The organism is Phytohabitans sp. LJ34, assembly GCF_052068095.1.
GTDB lineage: Bacteria > Actinomycetota > Actinomycetes > Mycobacteriales > Micromonosporaceae > Phytohabitans.
In genome coordinates this window covers 178,162-193,595 of sequence record NZ_JBQHDG010000016.1, presented here as the reverse complement: position 1 = coordinate 193,595, position 15,434 = coordinate 178,162, and the positions used below count along the sequence as shown (strand labels likewise).

At 71.0% G+C, this 15,434-nt stretch carries 12 protein-coding genes; 8 read left to right on the top strand and 4 right to left on the bottom strand.

The window, feature by feature from the left end:
* Positions 1 to 90: 90 nt before the first annotated feature.
* Positions 91 to 519: an SRPBCC family protein gene (locus tag ACTMTJ_RS27395; RefSeq protein WP_441220856.1), complete on the bottom strand. Its 429-nt coding sequence runs from the start codon at positions 517 to 519 to the stop codon at positions 91 to 93.
* Positions 520 to 537: 18 nt separating this feature from the next.
* Complete coding sequence (locus ACTMTJ_RS27390) at positions 538 to 2,019, bottom strand: multicopper oxidase family protein (RefSeq protein ID WP_441220854.1); 1,482 nt, start codon at positions 2,017 to 2,019, stop codon at positions 538 to 540.
* Between the two features lie 360 nt (positions 2,020 to 2,379).
* Here ACTMTJ_RS27390 and ACTMTJ_RS27385 point away from each other — a divergent pair, with 360 nt between their 5' ends.
* The 3 genes from ACTMTJ_RS27385 (at position 2,380) to ACTMTJ_RS27375 (ending at position 4,735) form a co-directional block, all read left to right on the top strand.
* On the top strand, positions 2,380 to 3,435 hold the full coding sequence (locus tag ACTMTJ_RS27385; protein WP_441220852.1) for a sensor histidine kinase: 1,056 nt from the start codon (positions 2,380 to 2,382) through the stop codon (positions 3,433 to 3,435).
* Positions 3,432 to 4,097, top strand: coding sequence for a response regulator (locus ACTMTJ_RS27380; RefSeq protein WP_441220850.1), 666 nt, complete (start codon positions 3,432 to 3,434; stop codon positions 4,095 to 4,097). Before ACTMTJ_RS27385 ends, ACTMTJ_RS27380 begins: the two co-directional genes overlap by 4 nt.
* A 65-nt stretch (positions 4,098 to 4,162) precedes the next feature.
* Complete coding sequence (locus tag ACTMTJ_RS27375; RefSeq protein WP_441220848.1) at positions 4,163 to 4,735, top strand: PadR family transcriptional regulator; 573 nt, start codon at positions 4,163 to 4,165, stop codon at positions 4,733 to 4,735.
* Positions 4,736 to 5,135: 400 nt separating this feature from the next.
* Here ACTMTJ_RS27375 and ACTMTJ_RS27370 read toward each other — a convergent pair whose 3' ends face one another.
* Together ACTMTJ_RS27370 and ACTMTJ_RS27365 are read right to left on the bottom strand one after the other, a co-directional pair.
* The gene (locus tag ACTMTJ_RS27370; protein WP_441220846.1) at positions 5,136 to 6,824 is read right to left on the bottom strand and encodes an MFS transporter; all 1,689 of its coding nucleotides are present in this window, start codon (positions 6,822 to 6,824) and stop codon (positions 5,136 to 5,138) included.
* 155 nt (positions 6,825 to 6,979) lie between these two features.
* The gene (locus ACTMTJ_RS27365; protein WP_441220844.1) at positions 6,980 to 8,503 is read right to left on the bottom strand and encodes an aminotransferase class III-fold pyridoxal phosphate-dependent enzyme; all 1,524 of its coding nucleotides are present in this window, start codon (positions 8,501 to 8,503) and stop codon (positions 6,980 to 6,982) included.
* A gap of 140 nt (positions 8,504 to 8,643) precedes the next feature.
* Between ACTMTJ_RS27365 and ACTMTJ_RS27360 the strand changes: the two genes are divergently transcribed.
* The 5 genes from ACTMTJ_RS27360 (at position 8,644) to ACTMTJ_RS27340 (ending at position 15,351) form a co-directional block, all read left to right on the top strand.
* Entirely contained in the window at positions 8,644 to 9,666 is a 1,023-nt protein-coding gene (locus ACTMTJ_RS27360; RefSeq protein ID WP_441220843.1) for a methyltransferase, read from the top strand.
* Positions 9,667 to 9,742: 76 nt separating this feature from the next.
* Positions 9,743 to 10,864 (top strand): sensor histidine kinase, encoded by a 1,122-nt coding sequence (locus ACTMTJ_RS27355; RefSeq protein ID WP_441220841.1) that lies wholly within the window; start codon positions 9,743 to 9,745, stop codon positions 10,862 to 10,864.
* Complete coding sequence (locus ACTMTJ_RS27350) at positions 10,861 to 11,517, top strand: response regulator (protein ID WP_441220839.1); 657 nt, start codon at positions 10,861 to 10,863, stop codon at positions 11,515 to 11,517. Before ACTMTJ_RS27355 ends, ACTMTJ_RS27350 begins: the two co-directional genes overlap by 4 nt.
* A gap of 439 nt (positions 11,518 to 11,956) precedes the next feature.
* Entirely contained in the window at positions 11,957 to 14,053 is a 2,097-nt protein-coding gene (locus tag ACTMTJ_RS27345) for a multicopper oxidase family protein (protein WP_441220837.1), read from the top strand.
* Between the two features lie 173 nt (positions 14,054 to 14,226).
* Positions 14,227 to 15,351 carry a ScyD/ScyE family protein gene (locus ACTMTJ_RS27340; RefSeq protein WP_441220835.1) on the top strand — a complete coding sequence of 375 codons (1,125 nt, stop codon included), beginning with the start codon at positions 14,227 to 14,229 and terminating at the stop codon, positions 15,349 to 15,351.
* The last annotated feature ends 83 nt before the right edge of the window (positions 15,352 to 15,434 follow it).

The window sequence follows — 15,434 nt, the reverse complement described above, 5'->3', positions numbered from 1 at the left end:
ACGGGACCAACCCGAAGGGCCGACCGGGACAAAGCGCGCAGGGTGAGGCCGCGTCCCGGAGGGCCGGGTGAGCCCTCCGGGACACGGCGCTCAGGATTCCTTTTCGAGCAGCTCGCGCAAGCCTTCGAGGGAGGCGATCTCCTCCTCGAACGACTTGCTCACCATCGGGCTCAGGAGGCGGGACACGCCGCTCGGCTGCCATGCCAGCTTCAGCGTCAGCGAGGTGCCGCCGTTCGCCGGGGTCAGCGTGTACTCGCCTTCGGTGCGGACGGAGCCGGTGGCCTTGAACGCGAGCCGCTTGCCCGGCTCGAACTTGGTCACCTCGTAGTCGGCCGGGATGCGGGTGCCGCCGGGGCCGCGGAGGCCCTGCTTGTAGCGGGCGCCGACGCCGTCGCCGGACACGTGCTTGATGTCGAGGACGTTGGGCCGCCACCGCATGTCGTTTTCGCCCTGGGCGAGGAACGCGAACACGGTGTCGGGGGACTGGTTGATCTGCACAGTCTTCTCTGCCGATGGCACGGGAACCCTCCGTGGGCGTCAGGGGACGATCGACATCTGCGCCATCATGCCGGCCGCGGAGTGGTCGATCATGTGGCAGTGGTAGACATAGCGACCAAGGTAGTCGCCGAATGTTGCCTGTATGCGAACCGTCTCGCCGGGCGCCACCGCGATCGTGTCCTTGTAGCCGGACTCGCCGGGCGACGGCGGCTGACCGTTTCGGTCGAGCACCCGAAACTGCACGAGGTGCGGGTGGAAGTTGTGCGGGATGCCGAACATGGTGTCGCCGTTCGTGATCGACCACACCTCGGTGGTACCCCGCTTGATCTCGGTGTCGACCCGGTTGGGGTCGAACGCCTGCCCGTTGATGACGAACTGGAACGTCTGCGGGTCGAGGCTGAGGGTGAAGGCGCGCTCGTTGGTCGCGGCCCGCGGGGACGCGATCGAGCTGAGCCGGTCGGGCACCCTGCTGCGGTCGGCGGCGGTGCGGGTGACGTCGAAGCGCAGCACCGGGCCGGCCTGGGCGTCCTGGAGGAGCACCTGGCTGCCGACCGGGAACTGGCTGAAGTCGACCACGACCTCCACCCGCTCGCCGGGCGACATCGCCCACCCGCGCACCGGCGTGGGCGCGGCCAGGAGACCACCGTCGCTGGCGATCTGCGCCACCTCGGTGTCGTTGCCGAGCCGCAGCGCGAACGTGCGCAGGTTGGAGCCGTTGAGGAAGCGGAGCCGGTACTTGCGCGCGGCGACCCGGAAGTAGGGCTGCGGCTTGCCGTTCGCGAGGATCGTGTTGCGGTTTTCGAAGTCGTCGGGCTCGAAGACGAGGCTCGCGTCGTCCGCGAACCGGGCGTCGCGCAGCATGATCGGGATGTCGTAGTCGCCGGACGGGAGCCGCAGCTCGGCCTGGGCCGGGTCCTCGATCAGGTAGAAGCCGGCGAGGCCGCGGTAGACGTGCTCCGCTTCCATGTGGTGCGCGTGGTCGTGGTACCAGAGGGTCGCCGCCCGCTGCTTGTTCGGGTAGTTGTAGACGCGGCTCCGGCCCGGCACGAGCACGTCTGTCGGAAACCCGTCACTGCTCGACGGCACGTGTCCACCGTGGAGGTGCGCCGCGGTCGGCATGTCGAGCTGGTTGGTGTGCACGACGACGGCCAGCCGGCCGGTACGCACCTTGAACGTCGGACCAGGGAACTTGCCGTCGTAGGTCATCACCTCGGTGCGCGTGCCCGGCAGGATCTCGACGCTGGTCCTACGGGTGGTGACGACGTAGAAGTCCGTATTGCCCACCGAGGCGACCGGCTGCTGTACCGCCGGGATCGGCATGCGGACGGTGAAGGGTGCGGCGGCGGCCGCCAGGTGGGCGCCCCTCGCCGTGTTCTGGTGTGCCGCGGCGCCGTGCCCGGCGTGTGGGCCGCCCGCCCGCGGCGGGGTTTCGCCGCGGGCGGCGGCGGCCGTCGCGGTCGTGACGAGGGCGGCCGCACCCGCGGTCGCCCCGACGGTGATGACGCTGCGTCTGCTCACCATGGATGGAGCTCCTAACCGGTCGAAGGTCAGGCGAACTGTCGCGGAGCGTCCTCGATGGACCGTCGAGAGCTGGTCGCGTCTGCCGGAGATGGTGGCTATTAGGGCCCATAGGGCCTAATTCCCATCGAACTTGCACCATGTTTCATTAAGTTCACCTCTCGTTCTGTGTCGATTACTAGAAGCCACGGTTCGATGCTTTCGGCGGCCTAAGACGGCGCCGTAGACTCATGCGAGTACTCGGTTGAGACAACTCTCGGGGGGCTGATCGGATCAGAGTGTTCCGGTTGCCGGGTTCCTGGTGCCGGAGCTGAGCGGCGGCGAGTGGAAGTGCGCGAAGAGCGAAAACCGGGGGGATCCAGAATGGACAAGCACAGCGACACGCTGCGGGACACGGCCGCGGACTATCTCTGGCACCGGCGCCAGCCGATACTGGCGGCGTACCGGTGCCGGTTCGACGCGGCCGGCCACGACCTGGTCGGCGACACCGGCCTCACCGACCGCTATGTCGCCCACGCCGACTCGATCATCCGCCAGGTCTGTGTCGACCTCCGCGACGCCCCGCCCGACCCGCTGGCGGTGGTCCCGCCCCCGTTACCCGAGGGCGCCGAGCTGCACCCGCGGGAGTGTTTCCGCGCGGTGTCCGCGCTCGCCGACCTGGTCCTGGCCGACCTCGACAGCCGTTCCGACCCCGCGCCGCTCATCGCGCTCGTCGCCGGCGCGCTGACCCGCGTCGTGCTGACCCGCCTGCTCGACGCGAGCACCCGCCACGCCTCCGCGTTGATGAACCAGGTGCGCGAGGCGCAGGTCGGCGAGCGTTCGGTCATCGCCCGCGAGCTGCACGACCGGCTCGGTCACAGCCTGAGCGCCGCCTACCGCAACCTCGAGGCGCACGAGCTCGCGATCGAGCGCCGCCACGAGGAGGTCGACCGGCGCGTGGTCACCGCCCGCCAGGCCCTGCACGACGCGGTCGGATACCTGCGCGCCCTCACCACCGACCTCCAGCTCGCCCAGCCGCTCGGCTCGCTGGACACCGCGCTGGCCAACTTCCTGTCCACTGTCGACGCCGGCGAGACCCGCGTCGACGTGGTGATCAACGGCGACGAGTCGTGGGTGCCGCCGCCGGCGCTCGACGAGGTGTTCCTGGTGGTCCGCGAGGCCATGCGCAACGCGCTGGCGCACGCCGGTGCCACCTCGATCCGCGCGGTCGTCGACATCGCGCCACACGAGCTGCGGGCCACCGTCGTCGACGACGGCGTCGGGTTCGACACGGCCCGCGTACGCGGGGTCGGCCTGCGCGCGATGGCCGAGCGGGCGGCCGCGCTGGGCGGGCGGCTCGCGCTGGGCAGCGCCGGCACCGGCGGCACGTCGGTGGAGCTCGTGGCGCCCCTGATGGTCAGCGAAGGGGCCACCCGGTGACCGCCGTCGCGCTCGAACCGACCCGCATCGTGCTCGTCGACGACCACGTGGTGGTCCGCGACGGCCTGCGCGAGATCCTCGACGCCCAGCGCGACCTCGCGGTGGTCGGCGAGGCCGGCGACAGCGGCGCCGCCGTGGCCGCCGTCCGCGACCGGCAGCCCGACATCGTGCTGCTCGACGTGCAGATCCCGGGCGACGAGGTGACCACCACCGTCCGCCGCATGCGGGCGGTCGCGCCGGCGAGCCGCGTGATCATCCTGAGCATGTACGACGGCCCCCAGCTGCTCCGCGAGCTGCTGGCCCTCGGCATCTGCGGCTACCTGCTGAAAAACTCGACCCGCCAGGAGCTGGTGGCCGCGATCCGCAACGCCCGGGCCGACGACGCCCCGGTGCTGCTCGCCGTCTCGCGGGAGAGCCTGACCCAGGTGCAGGGCCCAGTGGCCGGCGCCCTCTCCGGCCGGGAGCGTGAGGTGCTCCAGCTGGTCGGCCAGGCGATGAGCAACGCGCAGATCGCCGGCCGGCTCTCCCTCTCCGAGGCGACCGTCAAGCGGCACCTGCGAAACATCTTCACCAAGCTCGGCGCCGTCTCCCGCATCGACGCGGTCAACAAGGCCATCGCGGCGTCGCTCATCTCGCCGCGGGTGCCCGTCCATAGTGGATAGAGCAGGGATCGATTGGCCGTTCGTCGAGCTTGCCCGCACACGGGCACTCGTGTTGGACTATTCCCGTGAATAGTACTCGCCTATTCGTGCTCGGGGCGCTGGCACGGGGTGGCCCGATGCACGGTCACCAGATCCGCCGCGCGGCCCAGATCGACCGCACCGAGCTGTGGAGCGACGTCAAGCCTGGCTCGCTCTACGGCGCGCTGCACCGGATGCAGGTCGAGGGCGTCATCGAGGCGCTGCGCACCGAGCAGGAGGGCAACCGGCCGGCCCGGACGATCTACGCGATCACCGAGTCCGGCCGGGCCGAGCTGATCAGCCACCGCGACGAGGCGCTGCGCGACACGAGGCTGCGCCCCGACCCGGTCGACCTGGCCCTGCAAAACGCGATCGACCTGGGCGAGGACGCGCTACGTGCGATCCTCGCCCGGCGCCGCGAAGATCTCGCCGCCCAGCTCGCGTCCTGGCAAGAGCTGCGCAAGGAGGCCGCGCCACACCTGCGCGGCCTGGAGTGGACCGGCTTTCGCCACACCGAGCTGCGCCTGCGGGCCGAGCTGGCGTGGCACGACGAGCTGCTCGACCAGCTCCCCGAGCTGCTGGCCGACAAAGCCACCCCGATGACCGTCAGCCCAGACTGACCGCCGCTGCCTTCGCCCGTGTCGCCCGCGGACCGCACGCGCGGGTCCTGGCAGGTGATTCGAGGCAGATTTTCCCAGGTCCGCGTCAGCTGCGGACCGTATGCTCCCGCGGGCACCGTTCCCGGCCGGCGGCTCGCCAGGGCGAGCCGAAATCCCCGGCCGTCCACTGCCAGCTCCGCGGGACAAGCCCCCGGCCACCGCCGACATCCTGACGCACCGTCACCAACATCGGGGCGGTGACTCCCGGTGACTGCGCCACCGTCCGGCCTGGCGCCCATCGCCTCGGCAAGGGACATTGTGGACAAACGACCGCCGCCTGGGCGCACGAACGGGGCAGTCTCAAAAGAGCGCTTCGGGTCCGACCCCGTGCGGGGCCGGACCCGAAAACGCCCGCGGGCGGTCAGGATGTGGCTTCGGCCGCGGCGGGGGTGACTCGCCACTCCGGGGTGCTGGCGTCCGCCCAGGGCTGGTCGGGGCGGCGGGGGAGCAGGAAGACCAGCAGGAACGTCAGGATCACGCCCACCAGCACCGCGGCCACCGTCCACTGCACGGCGCGGTTGAAGTTCGTGGCCAGGGCCGACTCCGCCGCGGCCTCGAAGGCACCGCCGTCGGGCTGGGGGCAGCCGGGCGGGGTGGCGGTGGGGTCGGACGCCCGGGACTGTCGCACGAAGCAGTCGGTGAACGACGCGGTGGCGGCCTCGGCCTGTGCCGGCGGTGCCCCGGCCGCGACGAGCGACGTCTGGAGTTGCGGGGTGGCGTCGGCGGCCGCGTTCGGCGCGTAGGAGCCGAGCGCTCCGAAGAGGACGACGCCGGCCACGGCGACGCCGATCGCCTGCCCGAGCCGCTGGGCGCCGCCGAGCACGCCGCTCGCGGCGCCGGCGTCCTGCCAGGGCACGCCGGCGAGCACGATCTCGACGCTCGGCGCGATCACCAGGCCGGAGCCGAAGCCGGCGAAGAGGAGGGCGGGTAGCAGCTCGACGTCGGAGCCCCACCAGTGGATCGTGGCGATGATGCCCACCATGCCGACGATCACGATGCCGGCGCCGAGCAGCAGCACCGCGCGGCCCATGGCCTTGGCCACGTTGTCGGAGATGGCGGCGCCGACCAGCGTGCCGAACGAGTACGGCAGCAGGATGAGGCCGGCCATCAGCGCCGACTTCTCCAGGCCGATCTGAAGGTGCAGCGAGAGCGCGAAGAGCAGGCCGATGAACCCGGCGAAGTAGCAGAGGCTGATCGCCACGCCGGCGGTGAAGGAGCGGTGCGCGAACAGCCGCATGCTCACCAGCGGTACCCGGCCGCGCCTGGCCCGGCGCAGCTCCCAGACGGCGAACGCGACGAGCGCGGGGATCGCGGCGGCCATCGAGACGAACGTCCACGCCGGCCAGTCGAGCCGCTGTCCCTCGACCAGCGGGACCGCGAGCAGCAGGACGGCGGCCGAGACGAGCAGCATGCCGATGAGGTCCAGGCCGCCGCGCCGGCCCCGTGACTCGGGCACCAGCACCGCCGCGGCGATGAACGTGGCGATGCCGATCGGCACGTTGAGCAGGAAGACCGGCCGCCAGTCCCAGCCGTTGAGGTCCCAGGCGATCAGGAGGCCGCCGAGGAGCGGGCCGCTGGCGGTGGCGATGCCGCTGATCGCGCCGTAGATGCCGTACGCCTTGCCGGTCTCCTTCGCCGGGAACGTGGACTGGATGAGCGCCAGGATCGGCGGGTTGAGGACGCCGGCCATCATGCCCTGCACGGCCTGGAAGGCGATGAGCTGTCCGGGGCTGGTCGCGGAGGCGGACGCGGCGGAGGCGGCGGTGAAGCCGGCCACGCCGATGAGGAAGAGCTTGCGGTGGCCGTAGCGGTCGCCGAGCCGGCCGGCCGGGACCAGCAGCAGGCCGTACCCGAGCGCGTAGCCCGCGATGACCCACTCCATCGTCGTGTAGGTCGCCTCCAGGTCGCGCTGGATCGGCGCGATGGCTACATTGACGATCGTCGTAGCCATCAAGATCATGAACGCGCCGGCCAGGATGACGGCCAGGACCAGCCACCTGCGCGGATTTGGCGGTGCGGCGCCCTGATCGTCGGTCCAACTCTGTGTCATCGCGGGTCCTCCAGGAGATGGGGCGAGCCGTCTCTTCGACTACACGATGTCGCGTGCGATTAGTCAAGTACGGGTATTTACGTACCCTCGTGTACCGCACACGAAGAGGGCCCGGGTCATGATGCGACCCGGGCCCTCGACGCGGAACTGCCTTTCTACGACCAGGAGCCGTCGTCTTCCCAGGCCGGACCGTCGGTCGCCGGCCAGGCCAGGTCGAACGGGAAGTCGTTGGCGGCGAGCTCCAGCGTGCTCTCCAGTACCGCGTCGGTCATCCGGTCGACGTCGGCGTCGGTGTGCGCGCTGCCCGCGAACCACAGCGGCATGCCGAGCATGTAGATGTCGCGCTTGCGCAGCAGCAGGCTGAGCATGAACGTCGCCGGGTTGAGCTCCCGCGAGTACACCCGGTAGTCCGTGTAGGAGTCGGACGGCAGGAACTGGAAGCAGCCGACGTAGTCGCCGAAGCCCACCATCCGCAGCGGGATGCCGTGCTGGCTCCGGAACTCCGCCAGCCGGGCCTGCACGCGGTCGACCTTCGCCCGCAGCTCGGTGTAGTAGCCCGGCCCCTTCGACTGCTGGAGCCGCAGCGTCGCGATCGACGCCGCCACCGACAGGTAGTTGCCGGTGTGGCTGCCCTGGAGGCCGGTCTTCTGCCCGTAGTCGGTGAACGCCTGCCCGGACGTCTGGGTGTGGTCGAGGATGTCGGCCCGCCCGCCGATCGCGGAGAGCGGGAGCCCGAGCCCGCTGATCACCTTGCCGTACGTGGTCAGGTCGGTGGGGATGTCCCACTTCTGCGCCGCGCCGCCGAGCCCGGAACGGAACCCGGTCAGCACCTCGTCCAGGATGAACGGCACGCCGAGCCGCCGGGACGCGATCGCGACCTCGCGGATCATCGGGATCGTCGTCTCCTCGAAGGGGAACGAGGATGCGGCCGGCTCGGTGAGCACGCAGGCCAGCTCGTCCGCGTGCCGTTCGATCAGCGCGACGGCCTGCGCCGTGTCGTACGGAAGGATCAGCAGGTCGCGCGGCTCGGCCGGCAGGACGCCGGTGTACGCCGAGATCAGCGGCATGGTGCCGTCCGGGTTGATCTTCGGGAACGGCAGCGCCGGGTGCCCGTGGTACCACGGTGCCGTGTTGTGCACGGCGAGGTCGTGCGAGCCGTGCAGCGTGCCCTCGAACTTGGCGACCATCCGCCGCCCGGTGTGCGCGCGGCAGAGCCGGATCGCCCCCTGCGTCGCGCCGGTGCCCGAGTGCTGGAACACGAACTTCTCGTTGTGCGGCGTGATCTCGCGCAGCAGGTTGGCCAGCTCGAGCTCCAGCTCGCTGGTGTACCCGTTGCCGGTGCCCGTGGCGAGGCGCTCGCGGACGAACTCGACGACCGGCTCCGGGTTGTGGCCGTGCAGGGCCTGCGCGCCGTACCCCATGTGGCAGTCGAGGTAGGTGTTGCCGTCGATGTCGGTCAGGGTGGAGCCGCTCGCCGACTTCGTGATGATCGGAAACGGCGGTGCCTGGAACGGCCAGAAGACGTGCGCGGCCGCGTCCACCTCGCGCAGCTCCTCGACGTGCGCCGCCGACGCCTTCTGGCGGGCGCCGATCTCGCCGAACAGCTCGTAGACCCACTTCTGCTGCAACAGGTCCATGATTACTTCGAGCGCCGAGCGCTCCTGCTGGCTTGCGCCCATCGTCTCCCTTTCCGCATGGCTACCGTTTACCGGCGGAGCGTGCACCGCGTGGCTCGAAACCCAATGGAGGCCGGGTGCACCGCGGTGGTCTGGACCCGCGTTCGAGCGGCGCTCCAGAGCGGCGGTCCAGGCTCCCCGCCATGACGGAATATCGGGTCAATCTTTACGCTCTCACCGATACGATCACGCCGTGGGCGGTGCGGGCCGCGGCCACGCTCGGCCTCGCCGACCTGATCGCCGCCGGTACCAACACGCTCGACGAGCTCGCCGTCGCGGCCAAGGCCGACCCCGACGCGCTCTACCGGCTGATGCGTTACCTCGCGGTCCGCGGCGTCTTCAAAGAGGTCGGGCCGCGCGTGTACGCGCTGACCGAAGCGGCCGAGTTTCTCAAGAAGGACCACCCCGCGGCGCAGCGGCCGTGGCTCGACGTCGACTCGATGGCGGGCCGGATCGAGGGCACGTTCAGCTCGCTGACCCACTCGATCCGCACCGGCGACGCCGCCTACCCGGAGCGCTACGGGATCGCGTTCTGGGACGACCTGGCCGCCAACCCGGACCGCGCCACCTCGTTCGGCGCGCTGATGGCCACCCACGCCAGCTACTTCGGCAAGGTCGTCGAGGGCTACGACTGGAGCGCGGCCAAGCACGTGATCGACGTCGGCGGCGGCACCGGTGCGCTGCTCACCGAGATCCTCAAGGCCAACCCGCACCTGCGCGGCACCGTCGTCGACGTGCCCGGTGTCGTGGAGCAGGGCCGGGCCCGCTTCGAGGCCGCGGGGATCTCCGACCGGGTCGAGACCGTCGCGGGCAGCATCTTCGAGCCGCTGCCCGCAGGCGCCGACGTGTACATCCTGTCGAACGTGCTGCACGACTGGAACGACGCGGGCGCCGAGAAGATCCTCGGCCGGGTCGCCGAGGCGGTCGGCGACAACGGCAAGGTGCTCGTCGTCCAGATCCTCGTGGCGGACGAGAACGACAACTTCCCGGACGACCCCGCCCGCCTGATGTTCATCACCCAGATGGACCTGCGGCTGCTCTCGCTGATGGCGGGCAAGGCGCGGACCTGGCGCGAGTACGCCGAGCTGGGCGAGAAGGTCGGCCTGAAGGTGACCGGCACGACCGTGATCGAGTCCGGTCAGACCCTGCTGGAACTCGGCCGCTGAGGCTCTCCGCCCCGGACCGTGGCTCCCGGTGAACGCCGGGGCCGCGGTCCACGGGCGGTGACCGTACTGTTGCGTCATGTTCGTCGGAGCGGGTCGCCTCCACCCGATGGCGGTCGACGCGATCCTCGCGGTCGTGGTGGCGGCGGTGGTCGCGGTCGCGATCCACACCGCCGACGAGCCCGGGGCGCGGCCGCCCGACGCGCGCGCGTACGCGATCGGCGCGGTGATCGGACTGCTGCTGCTGTGGCGCCGGCGCTGGCCGCTGTTCGTGCTGGTCGGCTCCGTCGCCGCGCTGATGATCTACTACGCGCTCGAGTACCCCGGCATCCCACCCGCGCTGCCGCTGGCCGCCGCGCTCTACGCGGTCGCCGCGGCGGGACGGCTCACCTGGGCGCTCACCGTCGCCGGGTTCTTCGTCACGCTCGAGTTGATAGTGCGATACTTCTACCTCGGCCAGGGCCTCTTCCCGGTGCTCGCGGCCACCGCCGAGGAGGGTTCGCTGCTCGCCGCCGTCGTGCTGCTCGCCGAGACGATCCGCAGCCGCCGGGAGCGCCTCGCCGAGGCGCAGCACCGGCTCGCCGTCATGCGGCAGGAGCGCGAGCACGAGGTCGCCCAGGAGCGGCTGCGCATCGCGCGCGAGGTGCACGACCTGCTCGGTCACACGATCGCCGCGATCAGTGTGCAGGCCAGCCTCGCCGACGACGTCTTCGACAGCCGTCCCGCCGACGCGCGCGCCGCGCTGCGCAGCATCCGTGGCGCCGCCCGCGACGCGATGACCGAGATCCGCTCGGTGGTCGGCATGCTCCGCGACGCCGGCACCGTCCCCGACCTCGCCCGCGTCTACGCGGTGGCCGAGCAGTCGGGCGTCACGGTCCGGCCGGTGGTCACCGGCGAGGCGCGCCCGCTGCCGACCGCGGTGGCGCTGTCCGTGTACCGGATCGTGCAGGAGTCGCTGACCAACACGGTCAAGCACGCACAGGCCACCACCGCCGACGTCCGCATCGCGTACACAATGGACGCCGTCGAGGTCGAGGTGGTCGACGACGGCGTCGGCGCGACCCTGGTCGAGCCCGGCCACGGCATCGCCGGCATGCGCGAGCGCGCCGAGGCGGCCGGCGGCACACTGACCGCCGCGCCGGGAGAAGCGGGCGGCTTCCGGGTGTTCGCCCGGCTGCCGATCGAGGAGGAGTCACCGTGACCATCCGCGTGGTGCTGGCCGACGACCAGACGCTCGTCCGGGCGGGCTTCCGCGGGCTGCTCGACCACAGCGACGACATCGAGGTGGTCGGCGAGGCCTCCAACGGCGCGCAGGCGGTCGAGACCGTCGCCGCGACCCGTCCCGACATCGTGCTCATGGACGTCCGCATGCCGGTCATGGACGGCGTCAAGGCCACCGCGGCCATCGTCGCCAGGTTTCCGGCGACGCGGGTGGTCGTCCTCACGACCTTCGAGCTCGACGAGTACGTCTTCGAAGCGCTCCGCGCCGGCGCCAGCGGCTTCCTGCTCAAGGACATCGAGCCCGAGGAGCTGCGGCAGGCCGTGCGCGTGGTCGCTGGCGGCGACATGCTGATCTCGCCCCGCATCACCAGCCGCCTGGTCAGCGCCCTGGTGAGCCGAGCCCCCCACGCCCCGGCCGACCACGCCCGGCTCGCCGTGCTCACCGACCGCGAACGCGAGGTGATGAGCCTCGTCGCCGGCGGCCTGACCAACGAGGAGATCGGGCAGCGGCTCTCGATGAGCCCGGCGACCGCCCGCACCCACGTACACCGCGCGATGGCCAAGCTCCGGGTCCGCGACCGCGCCCAGCTCGTCGTGCTCGCCTACCAGACGGGCCTGGTCGCACCCGGCTGACACCCCTTTTGCCCACGTCCGTCTTGGATCGCGGCCCGTATGCTTCGGAGTCGGGGTTCGACCGCCCTATTTAGACAGAGATTTTGAGCTACCGCGACCAGCGGCGGACGGGTGAGGCCGCGGGAGCAGCGGTCTGGACCACGACGGACATCGCGGTAGCTCAAATCTTTGTCCTAAAAGGAACTTAGCGCCCGGCCGCCTCGACTCCGAAAAGTCTCTAGATTCGCCCCTGGGGTGGTGACGCTGCGTCAGGATGGCGCAGGGGCCGCGAAAGAGCTGGGCGCGCTCGCAGGTGGCGCGGACCGGGGCTACGGCGGGTGTTTCGGTGTAGCTGGGTATGTACGGCGATCGCCGTATGGGGCTGCCGGTCGTCGCCGGATGCCCCTTGACCGCGCGCGTCCATACCGTAGCCCTGCGGCTATTTCGATGGGGGAAGCGCGTGTTCGAAATCGGGGAGAATCTGGACGGGATCCTTGCTGGTGTCCTGTTCCTGATCTGGCTACCGGCGGCGATCTTCGCCACGCGGCTCGCGTGGCGGCCGTCCCGTCGGGCGTTGCGGCGTAGCGCCCGCGCGCTCTCGCGGCTGCTGATCGCCGCGCTCGTGGTGTTGGTGATCAAGTGTGTGGCGATCGGGCTGATGCTGTCGGTCGACTGGATCTTCGCGGACAACCGGGTGATCGTGCAGATGCCGCTGCTGCTCCTGCCGATGCTCGCCGTGGCTGTCTGGTCGGTGCCGCGGCTGCGGGCGCTGGCCCGCACCGAGCCGGCTGACGTGGAGGCGCCGGACGCCGCCGTCCGGGCCGCCGCGGCGGACCCGGTGCTCGTGGTGCCGTTCCAGGTTACGGCCGTCGCCACCGTCGTCGGGGTCTACTTCGCCTACATCTCGCGGCCGGTGCCGTCCTATGTCGACGATGTTCTCACCCACGGGCTGCCGATCGTCTTCGCGGCGGTGCTCCTGTGGATCTGGCAGGGATACCGCCTGCGCGCGGTCCGCGCCGACGGCTTCGCCCGCCGGGGCCCGGGGGCGCGGGCGCTGCGGGCCGCGGTCCAGGTCGCGGTGGTGCTCGTCGTCCTCGTGGGCACGGTGGTGTTCGTCGCGCGCAGCAGCCGGCTGCCCGACACGATGAGCATGAACGCGCACGGCAACGTCGACTACGGCGGCGGCACCGCGCTCAGCCACGGGGCCGCGGGACCGGCCGGGCGGGTGGTGTCGGTCGACGAACTGCGTGGGCCGCAGACCGGCACGCCCGACAAGACGTACACGTTGACCGCGCGGAAGGCGAAGGTGCGGCTGGCGTCGGGCACCGAGATCGAGGCGCTCACCTACAATGGACAGTCGCCGGGCCCGGAGATCCGGGTGCGCCAGGGCGAGCTCGTCGAGGTGACCCTGCGCAACGAGATGCCGGACGAAAACGTCACCATCCACTGGCACGGGCTCGACGTGCCCAACGGCGAGGACGGGGTGGCCGGCGCCACGCAGGACGCGGTCGCGATGGGCGGCAGCCACACCTACCGCTTCGTGGCCGAGCAGGTCGGCACGTTCTGGTACCACACGCACCAGAATCCGCTGGAGGCCGTCCGGCGTGGGCTCTTCGGGGCGCTGATCGTCGAGCCCGCCGCCGGGCCGCCGGCGGGGGAGCGCGACGTCGTCGTGATGCCGCACGAGTGGCGTACGCCCGACGAGAACATCGTCGCGTTCGGCACCAGTGACACGCTCCAGCGGCAGGAGATCGCGCCGGGTACGCCGGTGCGGCTGCGGCTGATCAACACCGACAACAACCCGGCGACGGACAGCCGGCCCCGGCAGCTCGTGGTCAACGGCGCCCCGGTGCGGGTCGTCGCGATCGACGGGGTCGACGTGTCCGGGCCGACGCCGCTCACCGACCCGCGGCTGGGGCTCGCGGCGGGCGGGCGGTACGACGTGACGTTCACGATGCCGTCGCACGCCGTCCGGGTCACCGACCTCGCCCGCGAGGACCGCGGCCTGGTGCTCGCCCCGCCGGGCGACTCGTCGACGCCCGAGGTGGTCGGCGACGGCCCGACCTTCGACCCGCTCACGTACGGCTCCGGTGGCGAGCGCCCGTTCGACACCGGCTCGCGTTTCGACCGGACCTTCACCCAGCTGCTCGACGACCGGCTGTCCTTCTTCGACGGCGGGCTGCACCTGGTGCCGATCATCAACGGGCACAGCTTCCCGGACACGCCGACGTTGATGGTGCGCGAGGGCGAGCTGGTGAAGGTGAAGATCGTCAACCGGAGCCACCAGAACCACCCGATGCACCTGCACGGCCACCACGCCCTCGTGCTGTCCCGCAACGGGGTGGCGGCGACGGGTTCGCCGTGGTGGATAGACAGTTTGGACATCATCCCGGGCGAGGTGTACGAGATCGCCTTCCGTACGGACAATCCGGGCATGTGGATGGATCACTGTCACAATCTCGACCACGCTGCCAACGGCATGGTGATGCACCTGATGTACGAGGGTGTCTCCACGCCGTACCAGCTGGGCCGCGGCACGCCGAACCAGCCGGAGTAGCCGCACCCGCCCAGCGCCGCCGTCCCACGCTCCCCCGACGTCGGACGGCGGCCGGACGGGCCGGGGCTCTCGCCGACGCGTGAGCCCTGGCCCGTCGAGCCTGCCTCCATCCGCCCTTGAGGCGGCGCCGTCAGCGTCGTTCGCGTCCACACCCCGCATGCTGAGGAGAACCCATGCGCAATGCGATGCGGCGCACGCTGCTGGTGGCCCTACCGGCGGTGCTTATCGCCGGCGCGGCCGCGCCCGCCGCCGCCGCGGCCACCTCTCAATCCGGGCGGCTGACCGTCGTCGCCCGTAACCTCGACAACCCGCGCGGCGTCGTGATCGACCGCGCCGGCACCGTCTTCGTCGCCGAGGCCGGACTCGGTGGCGACGACGTCTGCATTCCGGGCACCTTCGGGACCGACCTCTGCTACGGCGCGACGGGGGCGATCACGGCCGTACGGTACGGCCGCCAGAAGCGGGTGGTCACCGGCCTGCCGTCGCTGCGCAGCACCGGCGAGGGCTTCTCGGTCTACGGCGCGCACGACCTGGCGTTCGACCGGGCCGGCAAGATGCTCGTCGCGATGGGCTTCAGCACCGCTCCGGAGTACCGTGACCTGCTCGGCCCGGCCGGGGCCGCGATGGGCACGATCCTGGAGATCCAGGGCCCCAACCGCTGGCGTATCCTCGGCGACCTCAACGCGCACGAGGGCGCCCACAACCCCGACGGTGTCATCCCGGAGAGCCAGCCGTACGCGGTCGTGAGTGACGGCTGCGACCTGCTGGCGCTTGACGCGGCGGCCAACGACGTGCTCCGGATCCGTCCCGGCGGCTCGGTCACCACCGAGCACGTCTGGCCGGAGGAGCAGGTGCCGGCGCCGCCGGAGTGGGGCCTGCCGCCGGGGGCGACGGTGCCGATCCAGTTCGTGCCGGTCACCATCACCCGCGGCCCGGACGGTGCGTTCTACATCGGACAGTTGACCGGTCACCCGTTCCCCCGCGGTGGGGCCCGGGTGTGGCGGCTGAAGCCGGGCTCGGCGCCGACCATCTACGCGACCGGGTTCACCAACATCATCGACATCGCGTTCGACAAGCGGGGCCGGCTCGTCGTGCTGGAGATCGCCAAGAACGGTCTGGACTCCGGTGACCCGACCGGCGCGCTGACCCGGATCGAGCGCGATGGCAGCCGGACCCTGCTCGCCAGTGAAGGTCTGGAAAGTCCTATGTCGTTTGCGATCGCCCGGGATGGTGGCATCTTTATCGCTAACAAGGGATTGGGTACCGGCGAACTGCTCCACCTCGCGCCGCCCGCATGAAATTCGCCACGTAAAGGTGTGTGGCGCCCCTCATGTCGTGGGAACGATATGAGGGGCGCCACGGCGCACGTTAACGTGGCAGC